This window comes from Brevibacillus sp. FSL K6-0770 (assembly GCF_038000275.1).
GTDB lineage: Bacteria > Bacillota > Bacilli > Brevibacillales > Brevibacillaceae > Brevibacillus > Brevibacillus parabrevis.
Genome location: NZ_JBBOBQ010000001.1, coordinates 5994476 through 6009350, shown reverse-complemented (window position 1 = coordinate 6009350; position 14875 = coordinate 5994476). Strand labels below are relative to the sequence as shown.

Below are 14875 nucleotides of genomic sequence, written 5' to 3'. Positions count from 1 at the left end.
CCAGAATCCCTCCTTTTGGGCCATCCGAAAAATAAAAATCACCGATAAAAAATAAACGATAACAATTGCAAAAACCGCATATGTGTGACCCGATTGTCAACACGGTCGTATTTGACGACTGTGGATAAAAAAAGTCGAAAAATAGGGATTCTGCTCGCAGAAGAGAAAAAAAGCAGACGGTTATCCTCATCCCTGTGTGTAACGACATACACATAGGAAGGAATCTGTCCACAAACTTATCCACACCCTGTGGAAAAACCGATTAGCCTATCGGAGTTATTCACGCTTCAAAACAAAAACATAATAACAGATATAAGGCATGGCATCAATGGTTTTTTCATACTTATCCACAAACACAACCACTGGTACTAGCCACATATTCACATATCTATATTTTGTGTACAAGCTGTAGATAAAGTTGTCGAAACCTGTTTTTGTGGATAAAATGATATCCACAGACCCGGGAAATAGTTTTGTGGGGATATTTGCCTTGGAAAAGAAATTCCATCGCTGCTTGACTTTTTTTATATATGTCCTTATAATGCAAAAGAATGTCTGTGCTAGACGGAGGTGTATACGATAATGAAACCATCATTCAACCCTAACAATCGCAAGCGCAAAAAGGATCATGGATTCCGTAAGCGCATGAGCACAAAAAACGGCCGTAAAATTTTGGCTGCTCGTCGTCAAAGAGGTAGAAAAGTTCTTTCCGCGTAGGCCACATTTCCAGTGGCCTTTTTGTTTGCCAGATGATGTCGGAAAATTCTTTTTTTAGGTGGAAAGAGGAAGTCTCGCCGCGGCGTGGAACCTTTTGGTGGAGAATCATTACCTAGCTACCAAAAAAGTTCTTGATTCATGCTGTTTGAAAAGAGCGGGAGGGACGATGAAGCCTAATGAAGAGAATTTCACCGACTTTTTTATTGGGGTAGGCCGTGATTTTGTCCATGAGCTGGCTTTGCCTGACTTAGTTTGCGCCTATGCAGGAGGTTCGGTTGGGAGAGGGGAGGCAGACGCCTTCAGCGATCTCGACTTGAACCTTTTTGTGGAGGGAACGAGGGAACACCGCAGCGAAAATCATTCGTTTCGAGGCCAACTGATTCAGTTGCATGTCCATCCTGTGCCGACTGCGGATGATGTACGCGACAATCCTTGGCGTTGGCGCTATTTGCAGGAAGCACGGCTGGTGGCAGATCCAACTGGCCGCTTTGCAGACTGGTTTCAACAAATGCGTGCTTATCTCGAATCAGAAGAGGCAAAAGCGAAGATGATTGCACAGGCGAGGGCGGCGGTCGAGGAGTACGAGCGCATCGCAGATGAGGCTTTGGCAGAAGGGCGCTTGTACTCCGCTGCTTTGCTCGAATGGGCAGGGTGGCTGGAGGCCATGCAGCTGATTGCTTTCGTCTCGCAAGGACAGCTCAGCGATCGTGCGCTTTTCCGGCTCGTGAGTGGGTTAGGCGGCTGGTCGGAGCTTGAGCGGCACTTTTCCGTGAGATACGCTGCAAGAGAAGCGCTTATGGAAGGGCTGGCGGTGCTTTCCGATTATCGTGCCCACTTGCAAACGAAGGCTGGTCCAGAGGCGTTCGCACTCGGAGCGGAAAACGATGTTCTTTTGCAGCAGAAGATGGGAAGACTTTTGCAGAAGGAGCAGTATGTCGAAGCGGGGTTCCTGCTGTTTTCCGAAGCGGTTTGGCTGTATTCGAGCACAGACGCCGACAACTGGTGGGAGGAGCATCGACAAGAGCTTCCGCCAGGGCTTGGGGAGTCGCTGCTGGAGCTGGGCTTTTTCCAGATGGATCAGGCGAAGGCGGCAGAACTGCGAAGCGCAAGAGCCGAGCTGATCGCGAAAATCGGCTAAATTTCTTGCAAAGTATGTGTACTTTGGGAAAAAAGTGGACGAAACAAGGATATACTGGTAGATGCTGTTTGCGTTTTCTACTATAATTGTGATGTTAGGGGTTGTTTACCTTGCATCGTTCACACCGGCTCAAAAAAAATGAGCACTTTCAAGCGGTTTTTCAACGAGGAACTTCTGCTGCCAACAAGCAATTTGTCCTGTATTCAGCCAAGCAGGAGGGACAAGCTGCTTTTCGCGCTGGAATTTCCGTCAGCAAAAAAATTGGTAACGCTGTTATCCGCAACAAAGTCAAGCGGCTGATCCGAGAAGCGGTAGCGCGGTTGGAGTCAGTCATTCCACTCGGCCTCGATCTAGTCATCATCGCCCGTCCGGGAGTGGAAAACATGTCGCTTGAAGCCATTGAGCAATCTTTGTTGCATGTGATGAAGCGGGCCAAAGTGATCAAACGGGCACCCGTACATAATGGAAAAAGAGGGTGAAACGATGGTTGCGAAAATCATGGTTCGGTTGATTCGGGGATACCAGCTGTTCATATCTCCGTTAAAGCCTCCTTCATGTAGATTCGCGCCCACCTGCTCACACTATGCGATCGAGTCGGTTCGCCGATTTGGCGCGTGGCGTGGAGGCTGGCTGGCTCTTCGTCGCATCCTGAAATGTCATCCGTTCCACCCGGGCGGGTTTGATCCAGTTCCGGATCAACGCAAATAGCATACCTCACTGAAGCGGGGAAAAGGAGGACCACCCTTGAGTAGACGTACCCTCAGCATAATTATGCTGACTATGCTGGTTCTTGTTCTGTCAGGCTGTAACCCGACGACTGCTGCACCAATCGGGCCTGACGCAACCGGCTTCTGGGACAAATATCTCGTATATCCCTTGTCCTGGTTGATTAAAGAAAGCGCTTTGATCCTTGGCAACAACTACGGCTTTGGTATCCTGGTAGCGACGGTCATCATCCGTTTGATCGTACTGCCATTGATGGTCAAGCAAATCAAGAGTTCCAAGAGAATGCAAGAGCTTCAGCCGGAAATGCAAAAAATCCGCGAGAAGCACAAAAACGATCCGCAAAAGGCTCAGCAAGAAACAATGGCTCTGTTCCAGAAAAACGGCGTCAATCCACTCGCGGGTTGCTTGCCGATGCTGGTGCAAATGCCAATCCTGATCGCCTTTTACCACGCGATCATCCGAACAGAAGAAATCAAGACTCAAACCTTCCTGTGGCTGACGTTGGGCGAAAAAGACCCGTTCTACATTTTGCCGATCATCGCCGCAGTTACGACTTACTTGCAGTCGAAAATGATGGGACAGGCTACACAGGGCAACCCGCAAATGCAAATGATGCTGATCATGATGCCGCTGATGATTTTGGCTATCGCAGTAACCTTGCCATCTGCGCTCTCCCTGTACTGGGTATACGGTAACCTGTTCACTATCGTACAAACGTATTTCCTGTATCGTGATAAAGGCAATAAGCTTACTCCCAAGGAGGGAACCTCCAAGTGAAAAAGGTGGTAGCTACGGCAAAAACGATAGACGATGCTGTGCAAAAAGCTTTGCTGGAATTGGGTGTACCGCGTGAAAAGGCGAGTATCCGCGTCCTGGAGGAACCAAGCAGAGGGTTGTTTGGCCTGATTGGGGCGAAGGACGCCAAAGTGGAAGTGGAATACCACTACGACCCGGTTGCACAGGGACGTGACTTTCTTCAAGATGTTTTGTCTAACATGAAGGTGAACGCCAAAGTGGAGACTCGTACTAATGAAGAGGGCATCCTGTTTGATATCCAGGGCAGCAACCTTGGAATCATCATTGGCCGCAGAGGGCAGACTCTGGATTCCTTACAGTATCTCGTAAACGTCGTAGCGAACCGTCATGCGGACAAACACGTACGCATCACATTGGATGCCGAGAATTACCGGATGCGCCGCAAGGAAACGCTGGAGCAGCTGGCTGACCGGGTGGCGAAAAAAGCTTTGTCGACCAGACGGGATGTGCGGCTGGAGCCAATGTCGGCTGCCGAGCGCAAAGTAATTCACGCCTTCTTGCAAAAAAGAGCGGACGTCGTTACCTTCAGTGAAGGAGACGAGCCAAACCGATACATCGTCATTGCACCGAAAGAAGCCTCGCGTTAGGCTTCTTTTTTTGTGTCAAAAGGAACGTGTTATCGACAAAAGTCGACGTTTGCGCATGCAGGCGCAGCTTATGTCGAAGCAAACGGTTGTCCACTGTGGATAAATCAAAGCGAGGGTTGAGCTTTTCGAAAAAAGATCATACTGTGGATAACGAGAGCGGACAGCAACCTTGGACGGCAGGGTTGCTTTTTCCTGTTGATGAAGAGAGGGTGTAAAATTTACACTTTCATTTGGAATTTTTCAAGGCGATCTGTTAAGCTAATAAGTTAGTGGCTGACTTGTCTGATTGGAAAGCTTGAGGTGAAGGTCATGAAATTCGATACAATTGCAGCGGTTGCGACGCCGATGGGGGAAGGTGGCATTGCCGTCATTCGGGTAAGCGGTGCGGAAGCGCTCGAAGTTGTGGATAAGATATATAAAGGAAAACAGCGGTTGTCCACTGTGGACAGCCATACGATTCATTACGGGCACTTGTACGACCCGCATACAGGAGATCGGGTGGAAGAGGTACTGGTGTCTGTTATGAGGGCTCCGCGAACTTTTACGCGGGAGGATGTAGTGGAAGTAAACTGTCACGGAGGAATCGTGTCCGTTGAAAAGGTGCTGGAACTGATTCTCGATAACGGAGCCAGACTGGCGGAGCCGGGCGAGTTTACGAAGCGTGCGTTTTTAAACGGACGCGTTGATTTGTCCCAGGCGGAAGCTGTCATCGATCTGATTCGGGCGAAAACGGACAGAGCGATGAAGGTGGCACTGAATCAGGTAGAGGGGAAGCTGTCGCGTTTGATCCGCCAGCTGCGCCAAAATTTGATTGAAGCCATGGCCCATATAGAAGTAACGTTAGATTATCCCGAGCATGACGTGGAGGAGTTTACGCAAAACTTCCTGCGCGGAAAATGCCTGGAGGTAAAAAGCGAGATTCAACGTCTTTTGCAGACCGCAAAGCAAGGAAAAATCTTGCGTGAAGGCTTGTCGACAGCGATTATCGGGCGGCCAAACGTGGGGAAATCCTCTCTTTTGAACAGCCTTGTTCAAGAGGAAAAGGCGATTGTCACGGATGTAGCCGGGACGACTCGCGACGTTATCGAAGAGTACGTCAATGTGCGCGGGGTGCCTTTGCGTCTGATTGATACGGCAGGCATTCGCGATACGGACGATATCGTGGAAAAAATCGGGGTAGAGAAATCGCGGCAGCTTTTGCAAAAGGCGGATCTCGTCTTGCTCGTGATCAACTACAACGAACCGCTCACTGCTGATGATTATGCGATTTTTGAAGCGGCAAAAGGGTTTCAGGTCATCGTGATTGTGAACAAGTTCGACTTGCCGCAAAAAGTGGACCTGGAAGAGATCAAACGCCATTTTCCACAGCAGCCGCTCATCATGACGTCGGCGCGCGAAGAAAAAGGCATCGATTTGCTGGAGCAGGCGATCGGAGAAATTTTCTTCAGCGGCCGTGTACAGCAGGATGATTTGACGTATGTCAGCAATGCCCGGCATATTCAATTGCTGCGCCAGGCGGAAAGAGCGATTGACGAGGCGCTCGGCGGCATTGACGATCTGATGCCAGTCGATATGATTCAAATTGACATCAAGAAGTCGTGGGAGCTGTTGGGAGAAGTCATCGGCGAGAGTGTCGGTGAGGATTTGATCGATCAGATTTTCTCGCAATTTTGTCTGGGCAAGTAGGCTGGTAATAGAAAAGAAACAGTTCGTCATTCGCCGCAAGCAGGGGATGCAGGCATGGCGATGGTGCGTAGTCGGTTAGAGCGAGGAAAGCTCGCGGCATAGGCAAGAAAGAAGTCGTACTGTATTGGCAGGACGCAATCGTTTTTATGAAAAGAAAGTTAGATGCGAGATAGCACTTATGAGCAAGGGGGAAAACAAAATGAACGCTGTACCTGCGTATGAAGCAGGCTCGTTTGACGTCATCGTAATCGGGGCAGGTCATGCGGGGTGTGAGTCAGCTTTGGCTGCGGCACGCATGGGCTGCAACACGCTGCTTTTGACGATCAATCTGGATGCGGTCGCTTATATGCCCTGCAATCCGTCGGTAGGTGGTCCGGCAAAAGGCCACGTTGTACGGGAGCTGGATGCACTCGGCGGCGAAATGGGACGAAATACGGATAAAACGCATATTCAAATGCGGATGCTGAATACGGGAAAGGGTCCTGCTGTACATGCTTTGCGTGCACAGGCAGACAAGTTTGCCTACCAGCACGAAATGAAGAAAACGATTGAAAATACGCCAAATTTGATCCTCCGCCAAGCCATGGTCGAGGAGCTGCTCGTCGAAGATGGAGTATGCGTAGGGGTCATCACCCAGACAGGCGCTCGCTACAAGGCTAAATCCGTCGTGTTGACTACCGGAACGTATTTGCGCGGAAAAATCATTCTTGGCGACTTGCAGTATGAGAGCGGGCCGAACAACATGCGCCCGTCGATTCGCCTGGCGCTGCATTTGAAAGAGCTTGGTTTTGAAATGACTCGCTTCAAGACGGGAACGCCACCTCGTGTTCATAAAAACAGCGTTGATTTTTCCAAAATGGAGATTCAGCCTGGCGACCCTGTTCCACGGGCATTTTCTTATGAAACGACAGAATTTATTATGGACCAGCTGCCTTGCTGGCTGACGTATACCAATGAAGACACGCATGGCTTGATCAATAGCAATTTGCACCGTGCTCCGATGTACTCCGGCATGATTGAGGGAACCGGGCCGCGTTACTGTCCGTCTATTGAGGATAAAGTGGTGCGTTTCAACGATAAGCCACGCCATCAAATCTTCCTGGAGCCGGAAGGGCGAAATACAGAAGAGATGTACGTACAAGGCTTGTCCACGAGCTTGCCGGAAGACGTGCAGCTGTCCATGTTGCGCTCGATGGCCGGAATGGAAGAAGTCAAAATGATGCGCCCTGGCTATGCGATCGAGTACGATTCGATTGTGCCGACACAGCTTTGGCCGTCGCTGGAAACGAAGAAATTGCCGGGATTGTTTACTGCCGGGCAAATTAATGGAACATCTGGCTATGAAGAAGCAGCGGGCCAAGGTTTGATGGCCGGGATCAATGCTGCACGCCGCGTTCAAGGGAAACCGCCTGTCATTTTGGGCAGGGAAGAGGCGTATATCGGCGTGCTGATCGACGACCTCGTGACAAAAGGAACGCATGAGCCGTATCGGCTGCTCACTTCCCGGGCCGAGTACCGTTTGCTTTTGCGCCACGACAATGCCGACTTGCGCCTGACTGATATCGGCTATGAAATCGGCTTGATCAGCGAAGAGCGCTACAGACGCTACAACGAAAAACGCCGATTGATCGAGCAGGAAAAGGAACGTGTGGAAAATACGCGTGTACGCCCTGACATGGAACATGTGCAGGAAATATTGCGCGCTGCCGGTTCGCCGGAATTGACAGAAGTGATCGAGCTGGCTCAGTTGTTGCGCCGTCCAGAGATCAACTACAGCCATATTGTGGCGATGGTGCCAGCCCCGGAAGTTTTGCCGGACGATGTGACAGAACAGGTAGAAATCCAGATTAAATACGATGGCTACATCAAAAAGTCTTTGCAGCAAGTAGAGCGGATGAAGAAAATGGAGGAACGCCGCATACCAGCCGACATCGACTATCATCAAATTTCCGGCTTGTCCAAAGAGTCCCGCGAGAACATGTCCAATATCCGCCCGCTGAACATCGGGCAAGCAGCGCGTATCGCCGGGGTTACTCCTGCGGACATCTCGGTATTGATGGTGTATCTGGAGTATAAACGCGTAGGGGCAGCGGAGTAAGGAGATTAGCCAAAATGACTAAAGAACAGTTTGCCGAGGCGCTTGCTGCACAAGGCATTTCCTTAACAGAGCGTCAAAAAGAGCAATTCGACCACTTTTTCCGTTTGCTCGTGGAATGGAACGAAAAAATGAATTTGACAGGCATTACGGAAGAAGGACAAGTGTACGTCAAACATTTTTACGACTCGATCACCCCTGCCTTCTACTTTCCTTTTGACCAGGTAAAATCGGTAGTGGATATCGGAGGAGGAGCCGGGTTTCCCAGCATCCCGCTGAAAATTTGCTTCCCGCATGTGAAAATGACGATTATTGATTCGTTGAACAAGCGCATGGGCTTCTTGCAGCATGTAGCGAGTGAACTGGGGCTGGAAGATGTTCATCCGGTGCATGGACGGGCAGAGGATCGCGGGCAGGAAGCCAACTATCGGGAAAAGTTTGATCTGGTCGTAGCACGGGCTGTAGCCCGCCTGAATTTGCTCTCTGAATTTTGTTTGCCATTTGCTCAGCCAAAAGGTCATTTTATCGCTCTCAAAGGGGCAGATATTACGCCAGAGCTGAACGAAGCGAAAAAGGCGATCAAGACGCTGGGCGGCAAAACGCGAAAGGTCGAGACGTTCCAACTGCTGGAGGAAGCAGGAGAGCGCAACATCGTGATTATCGAAAAGGTAGAAGCTACACCCAAGAGCTATCCGCGCAAAGCAGGCGTTCCTGCGAAAAAACCGCTGGTATAGTGACTGTAAGACTCAAGGAACGATGGAAAGATCGCAGTTGGACGCTGCGGTCTTTTTTTCTGTGAAAAAAATCTCGACGTTTTTCATGAAATGGGATGGGACCGCTCGCGATCAACAAAACGGTCATGACCGTTTTGGGGGCAAAAGCCTTGGTGTGTTGCTGTAAAAAGGGAAATGCGATTGAGTGTCGATTGCCGCCAAAACAGTCATGGGTGGTGTGGTTTCGTTTCGTGGAAAAAGTTTGTGCCAAGGAGAGGGAGGTTTTGGGGGCTAATGACGTGACGTGTATTTCTACCTTTTTCTCGAACCGGGTTTTTCTTGTGGCAAAAGTAGCGGATATCTTTTGGCAGTCTATTGATAGGAGCAGAGGAAAGGTGTCTCTGCTTGTGTATCGGCCACTGACCGATTGGGGAGCGGGCCGACTAAACGAATCTACTTTTTCAAGCATGGAACTCTTTCAGAGGGCATATACATACCAGTAACGTTACAGGGAACGACAACCGTTCTGAGAGGATGATAGACATGGAAGAAGTGTGGGTGTCTCTTTTTCCATCAGAGCTTCCGACCATATTGCTGAGGCTGTTTCTCGCTTTTTTGGCTGGAGCCATCATGGGGTGGGAACGCGAGCGTTTTATCAAGGATGTGAGCAGACAACGAGGAGCGGGTTTTCGCACGTACAGCCTGGTTTGCTTCGGCTCATGTCTGTTTGGACTAGCTTCGATTTACGGCTTTCAGTCCAGCGGGGTAAACAACGATCCGGGCAGGGTAGCTGCTCAGGTGGTGACTGGCATGGGATTTTTGGGAGCGGGAGCCATCCTCAAATTTAACGGTTCCGTTAAAGGCTTGACTACGGCAGCAGGGATGTGGGTTGCGTCTGCCATCGGATTGATGTTTAGTGCCGGAATGTATATTACGGCGATTGTCGCTGCCTTCTTTGCCTACCTGACTTTGGACTTTCATCGACTGTTTCCGAAGCTTTTTGCTGTCACCAAGATTTCACATCCTACAGATGAGAGCATAGGAGGAGAGGAGCGGGGCAAACACAGCGGCAGAGCCAATTTCTATGACCATGATCACGATTGATGTTTCACGTGAAACGTTTTTCCCAAGCAGGAATTGGGCAAAGCTTGCAGAATTACTTATATAAAAGAAAACCGAAGTCATTTGTCTAGAAAATGACGATAGGTCAAAGGGGATTTTTCAAAACGATCGGATAGGCAAGAAGCGTCTTTTAGGAAGGACAGTCTGTAGGGCCTGAGAACCTTGTAAGCGAGATTTATGCGCTATCCTCTAAAGGAAACGGAGGAAATGAGGGAAAGAGACATTTCTGAGGGAAAGTGGCTGACGGTCTGAAATGCGAGGAGGACGGAAACTAGCTCTGAAGAACTAGCCTCCTTTCACAGTGTGAACAGAACATCTATCTCCACAAGCATTTTCGAAAAGACTCGATCAGGTCCGTGCATGACTGAATGGTTGTCATTCACAACAAGCATGTACACTCCTAACAAAATCTTGTAAGCGCACACGCCGATGGATTTTGTCATGGAAGCGGGGATGACAAACTGTAGGCACAAGGAAATTGGGTATACGGTGAATAGTCCCTTCCAGCCGATGTATAAGAGAGACAGACAAATAGCTTCATGAAAAGATTCTGTCGTATGCAGCATGCATAGACAGGGCCTTTTTTTCACGTGGAGGATTGTCTGCGCCTTCGCCAAGCAAAAGGGAATGGAAAAGATGATGTCGCGAAACGATTGGGGTGTTGTCAGCAAACGCTGCCAGGAGCTTGCTTTTTGCTGGCGATTGTTTCAAAAGACTCATCTGGTCGAGTATGCGTGGTAATGAGGTTGGAATGACTGATGAAGAAGCCCGTGCCATTGTAGCAGCAAGATTTTTTGTGAACAGCTTGGCGATGTTGATTTTTCCAGAAGCAATCACAAGCAGCAGCGTAAGGATTACCAATAGTACGGATGGAACGGGTAGAAGTGGGGGATTTTTCTATGGCAGTAAGGGATTCATTTTCTCGGATTTTTGGATTAACGGACAAGACAGAGAATGAAGAGATCAGGCAATTACCAGTCGAGGAGATTGTACCGAATCCATACCAGCCTCGAACAGTATTTGATGACGAGAAAATCGATGAGCTGTGTCAAACGATACGCACTCACGGGCTTATTCAACCGATTGTTGTACGGTTGAGAGATGGTCAGTATGAGTTGATTGCCGGAGAACGACGTTTACGGGCAACAAAAAAGCTGGGCATGGAAAGAATCCCTGCGATTATCAAAGATTTCAATGATGCGCAAACAGCTTCCATTGCTTTGATTGAAAATCTGCAGCGAGAGGGATTAACAGCAATTGAAGAGGCGGTTGCCTACCAAAAGCTGATTGATTTGCACGACCTGACACAGGAAAGCCTGGCTCAACGCTTGGGAAAAGGACAATCCACCATTGCCAACAAGCTGAGATTGCTGCATTTGCCGCAAGAGATTCAAGATGCGCTGTTGATGCGACAAGTAACCGAGAGACACGCGAGAGCCTTGATCCCGTTGAAGGATGCGGAGTTGCAAAATAAAGTGCTGGCCGAGATCGTCGAGCGAGAGTGGAATGTCAAGCAAACAGAAGTGCGAGTCAAACAGCTTCTGGAAGCAGCAGAAAATCCAAAAGCGGAAAAAGAGTCGAAGCCGCGTTGGAAGGCATTTTCCCGAGACGCTCGTATCGCCATCAATACGGTGCGGCAATCGATTGATATGGTCATGCAGACGGGTCTGCCCGTAGAGACAAATGAAGAAGACCATGATGAATTTTATCAATTTACGATTCGGATTCCGAAAAACAACAAGTAGGAATGCCGCTTAGGTCGGAGCAGATGACAGCGAGGAGTTCTTCGCTGTCTTTATAGAACATAGATAGCAAAAGCAGCAAGGGGATGGCGACAAGGTCGCCTTTCTTTTTGGGCAAATGTCGAAAGTAGCAAAACATGATGGTAGGATAAACGGGGAAAAGCAGATAGGCGGGCAGGGAGTTTTTTCTGTTCAAAATCGATTTGTCTGTAAACGTTTGTCAGAATCAGGCGCATCTTTTCCAGCAAAAAGGGGTCAATTGGAACTGTTCGGGCAAAATTAAAGACAAATTGTCTCAATATCAAAAAAACAGCGTACGGGCAAGCATTAAATCTGGTAACATGGGTATTACCGAGCCAGATCATGCGATTAATGGCTGTTCACTTCTGTAAAATGGAAGGGCGTCTTGCGGTTTGTTCGTATCCATAGCCCAGAGGATGAACGAGTTTTTGGGCACCATGTAGCGGATGGCAGAAAGAGTGCGTAATTATAGGTAACGAGGATCACTTTTCATGGTGGAGCAGGCTGATGTTTGCAGAGTACGTTATGTGTCAGACGGCGGGATTGTTGCACAAATGGCAAGCACCGCACTGAACTGAACGTTCAGACTGTACAAGCAGCTGGCCAGGCAATGAAAATGATCCATTTATGAGTCAATGAGCGTAAATAGATATTGATATGGGCGTTCCGGAAGGCTGTCGATTGTTTTATGGCATAATCAGCGGCATTCCTACACGAAGAGAATGAGGTGGAGAAGTTGGGTAAAATCATTGCGGTTGCGAACCAGAAAGGCGGCGTCGGAAAAACGACTACGTCCGTCAATCTAAGTGCTTGTCTGGCCGCATTGGGGAAAAAGGTGCTGCTGGTGGATATTGATCCACAAGGGAACGCAACCAGTGGTATCGGGGTAAACAAAGCCGATGTGCGCTATTGTATTTATGATGTTCTCATTAATGACATCAGCCCCGTAGATGCGACTTTGCCTACCGAGATCGAAGGATTGATGATCATTCCGGCTACGATTCAATTGGCGGGAGCGGAAATCGAATTGGTTCCGACCATTTCCAGAGAAGTGCGTTTGAAAAAAGCGCTGGAAGTAGTGAAGGACAAATACGATTTCGTCATTATCGATTGCCCGCCTTCTTTGGGGATTTTGACAGTCAATTCGTTGACTGCTGCTGATTCCGTTTTGATTCCGATTCAATGCGAATACTATGCATTGGAAGGTTTGAGTCAGTTGTTGAATACGATCCGACTGGTCCAAAAACATCTCAATTCGCAGTTGTCGATCGAAGGGGTCGTGCTGACGATGCTGGATGCACGCACCAACTTGGGGCTGCAAGTCATTGAAGAAGTGAAAAAGTATTTCCAGGAAAAAGTATACAAAACGATTATTCCACGCAATGTTCGCTTGAGCGAAGCGCCATCACATGGACAAGCCATTATCACGTACGATCCACGTTCGCGTGGTGCAGAAGTTTATTCTGACTTGGCGAAGGAAGTGGTTGGGGTATGAGTAGAGGTTTGGGAAAAGGGCTGAATGCGCTTATTACCTCCAATCTCATTGAAGAAGGGGAGCAAGTGAAAGAAGTCTCCGTCAGTGAGATTCGTCCCAACCCGTATCAGCCCCGTAAAGAATTTGAACAATCGGCTATTGATGAATTGGCACACTCCATTCGGGAGCATGGCATTATCCAACCATTGATTGTTCGGAAGAGCATCAAGGGATTTGAGCTGGTAGCGGGAGAAAGACGTTTGCGCGCCGCAAAGCTGGCGGGATTGAAACAAGTCCCTGTAGTGGTCAAAGCTTATACGGATCAGCAGTTGATGGAAATCGCCCTGATTGAAAACCTGCAAAGGGAAAACCTGAACCCTTTGGAAGAAGCCGAAGCGTACGAAAAGCTGATCGCACACCATGAGTACACGCAGGAGCAGCTTGCACAACGGATCGGAAAAAGCAGACCGCACGTAGCGAATATGCTGAGATTGTTGCAGCTTCCCGAAAGCATTCGCAAGCTGGTCGCAGCTACAGAGCTGACGATGGGGCACGCCCGTGCACTGTTGAGTGTATCGGATGAAAACATGCAAATGCAGTTGGCGAAGGATGTCGTGGAAAAAGGTCTGAACGTCCGCCAATTGGAAGAACTGGTCAAGCAGTTGAATGTTTCACGTGAAACAAAGAAAAAAAAGCCGGCAAAAAATGAGCCGATTTTGATAGAGATGGAAGAACGGTTGCGCAGTCGCTTTGGAACCGCCGTCAAAATTAAAAAGGGCGCAAAACGCGGCAAGATCGAAATTGACTTTTATTCGCAGGAAGATTTGCAGCGAATCATTGAGATACTGAATGATGAGAAGTAAGTCCGGGAGGTAGTCATGGCGATCATCTATTTGGATAACGCAGCGTCAACTTGGCCAAAGCCACCAGGCGTGAAGGAGCGAATGGCTGAGGCCATCGAAGATTTTGCCGCTAACCCTGGTCGAGGTGGACATACCTTGGCGATGAAAGCGAGCAAGACCGTGTTTCGGACACGCGTGCAGTTATCGCGGTTGTTTGGGATTCAAAACCCGAATAACCTCTTTTTTTATCTAAATGCGACACAAGCACTCAATCAGGCGATCAAAGGCTACCTGAAAGCTGGCGATCATGTGATTGCTTCTTCCGTGGAGCATAACTCTGTCAGACGTCCGATTGAATATATGCGCCGTGAGCATCAAGTAGAAGCGACTTTTGTCGAGCCGAGAGCGGATTTCCTTTTTCATGTAGAGGACTTTGTCAAGGCGATTCAACCGAATACGCGCTTGCTGGTAGTCAGCCACGCTTCCAATCTCACAGGTGTGATTTTGCCGATCGCTGAATTGGGGCAACTGGCAAAAGAAAGAGGTATCGCCTTTTTGGTAGACGCTTCTCAAACAGCCGGGGTACTGCCGATTCACGTAGAGGAAATGAAGATCGATATGCTGGCGTTTCCTGGGCATAAAGGGCTGTATGGGCCACAAGGCACGGGCGGTTTATACGTGCATGGCGACATCGATTTGGAGCCTTTGATTCATGGGGGAACAGGAAGCCAATCGGAAGCGATTGATCAACCGACTACACGCCCTGACCGATATGAGAGCGGTACGTTAAATACGGCTGGTTTGGCCGGTTTGCAGGCTGGCGTCGATTTCATTCTCGAACGAGGTGTCGATCGCATCCGCGAGCACGAGTGGGAGCTGGCGAAGCAAACGATCATTGGTTTACAGCAAATTCCCGGCGTTCAGGTGTATGGTCCAGGGATTGAGACAGAACGGGTTTCCGTCATCGCCTTCAATATCGGGGAAGTGGATGCTTCTGAAGTCTCGTTTATTCTCGATCAGCAGTATGGAATCGCTACGAGATCAGGGTATCATTGCACACCGCTTGGGCATCAAACAGTAGGGACCGAGCAGCGTGGAGCTGTGCGTGCCAGTTTTGGGATTTTCAACACAGAGAAAGACGTAGAAGCGCTTATGAACGCCGTGAGAGAGATAGCATCCGCGTTTTCGTAATGCAG

Annotated in this window: 16 protein-coding genes; 15 read left to right on the top strand and 1 reads right to left on the bottom strand. The window is 49.0% G+C overall.

From position 1 onward, the window contains the following. The first annotated feature begins 579 nt into the window (after positions 1 to 579). From rpmH to NST23_RS28340, 10 genes are all read left to right on the top strand, one after another. A complete protein-coding gene (gene rpmH, locus NST23_RS28385; RefSeq protein WP_217022156.1) occupies positions 580 to 717 on the top strand; it encodes a 50S ribosomal protein L34 in 138 nt (45 codons plus the stop codon). 166 nt (positions 718 to 883) lie between these two features. Continuing rightward, entirely contained in the window at positions 884 to 1855 is a 972-nt protein-coding gene (locus NST23_RS28380) for a nucleotidyltransferase (RefSeq protein WP_340965155.1), read from the top strand. Positions 1856 to 1965: 110 nt separating this feature from the next. Next, positions 1966 to 2334, top strand: a complete 369-nt coding sequence (rnpA, locus tag NST23_RS28375) for a ribonuclease P protein component (RefSeq protein ID WP_063231695.1) — start codon at positions 1966 to 1968, stop codon at positions 2332 to 2334. Positions 2335 to 2338: 4 nt separating this feature from the next. Next, on the top strand, positions 2339 to 2563 hold the full coding sequence (gene yidD / locus NST23_RS28370; RefSeq protein WP_340965153.1) for a membrane protein insertion efficiency factor YidD: 225 nt from the start codon (positions 2339 to 2341) through the stop codon (positions 2561 to 2563). Between the two features lie 36 nt (positions 2564 to 2599). Further along, a complete protein-coding gene (gene yidC, locus NST23_RS28365; RefSeq protein ID WP_122962229.1) occupies positions 2600 to 3358 on the top strand; it encodes a membrane protein insertase YidC in 759 nt (252 codons plus the stop codon). Further along, the gene (gene jag / locus NST23_RS28360; RefSeq protein WP_122962230.1) at positions 3355 to 3984 is read left to right on the top strand and encodes an RNA-binding cell elongation regulator Jag/EloR; all 630 of its coding nucleotides are present in this window, start codon (positions 3355 to 3357) and stop codon (positions 3982 to 3984) included. The genes yidC and jag overlap by 4 nt, the downstream gene beginning before the upstream one ends. Positions 3985 to 4293: 309 nt before the next feature. Continuing rightward, entirely contained in the window at positions 4294 to 5670 is a 1377-nt protein-coding gene (mnmE, locus tag NST23_RS28355) for a tRNA uridine-5-carboxymethylaminomethyl(34) synthesis GTPase MnmE (RefSeq protein ID WP_122962231.1), read from the top strand. Positions 5671 to 5869: 199 nt separating this feature from the next. Beyond that, positions 5870 to 7768 (top strand): tRNA uridine-5-carboxymethylaminomethyl(34) synthesis enzyme MnmG, encoded by a 1899-nt coding sequence (gene mnmG / locus NST23_RS28350; protein WP_287103008.1) that lies wholly within the window; start codon positions 5870 to 5872, stop codon positions 7766 to 7768. Between the two features lie 14 nt (positions 7769 to 7782). Further along, the gene (gene rsmG, locus NST23_RS28345; protein WP_122962233.1) at positions 7783 to 8499 is read left to right on the top strand and encodes a 16S rRNA (guanine(527)-N(7))-methyltransferase RsmG; all 717 of its coding nucleotides are present in this window, start codon (positions 7783 to 7785) and stop codon (positions 8497 to 8499) included. A gap of 522 nt (positions 8500 to 9021) precedes the next feature. Next, positions 9022 to 9582 carry an MgtC/SapB family protein gene (locus tag NST23_RS28340; RefSeq protein ID WP_173597197.1) on the top strand — a complete coding sequence of 187 codons (561 nt, stop codon included), beginning with the start codon at positions 9022 to 9024 and terminating at the stop codon, positions 9580 to 9582. Between the two features lie 555 nt (positions 9583 to 10137). Here NST23_RS28340 and NST23_RS28335 read toward each other — a convergent pair. Continuing rightward, positions 10138 to 10437, bottom strand: coding sequence for a hypothetical protein (locus tag NST23_RS28335; protein WP_340965151.1), 300 nt, complete (start codon positions 10435 to 10437; stop codon positions 10138 to 10140). On the opposite strand from NST23_RS28335, the gene NST23_RS28330 reads away from it, so the two are divergent. The 5 genes from NST23_RS28330 to NST23_RS28310 all read left to right on the top strand — a co-directional run bounded on the left by NST23_RS28330 (position 10352) and on the right by NST23_RS28310 (position 14870). Continuing rightward, the gene (locus NST23_RS28330) at positions 10352 to 10558 is read left to right on the top strand and encodes a hypothetical protein (protein ID WP_242775353.1); all 207 of its coding nucleotides are present in this window, start codon (positions 10352 to 10354) and stop codon (positions 10556 to 10558) included. The two genes, NST23_RS28335 and NST23_RS28330, sit on opposite strands and share 86 nt — an antisense overlap. Further along, complete coding sequence (noc, locus tag NST23_RS28325; RefSeq protein ID WP_122962235.1) at positions 10500 to 11345, top strand: nucleoid occlusion protein; 846 nt, start codon at positions 10500 to 10502, stop codon at positions 11343 to 11345. Before NST23_RS28330 ends, noc begins: the two co-directional genes overlap by 59 nt. A 754-nt stretch (positions 11346 to 12099) precedes the next feature. Beyond that, on the top strand, positions 12100 to 12858 hold the full coding sequence (locus tag NST23_RS28320) for a ParA family protein (RefSeq protein WP_063231686.1): 759 nt from the start codon (positions 12100 to 12102) through the stop codon (positions 12856 to 12858). Beyond that, positions 12855 to 13700, top strand: coding sequence for a ParB/RepB/Spo0J family partition protein (locus NST23_RS28315; RefSeq protein ID WP_122962236.1), 846 nt, complete (start codon positions 12855 to 12857; stop codon positions 13698 to 13700). The genes NST23_RS28320 and NST23_RS28315 overlap by 4 nt, the downstream gene beginning before the upstream one ends. A gap of 15 nt (positions 13701 to 13715) precedes the next feature. Then, complete coding sequence (locus NST23_RS28310; protein ID WP_280648776.1) at positions 13716 to 14870, top strand: aminotransferase class V-fold PLP-dependent enzyme; 1155 nt, start codon at positions 13716 to 13718, stop codon at positions 14868 to 14870. Positions 14871 to 14875 lie beyond the last annotated feature (5 nt).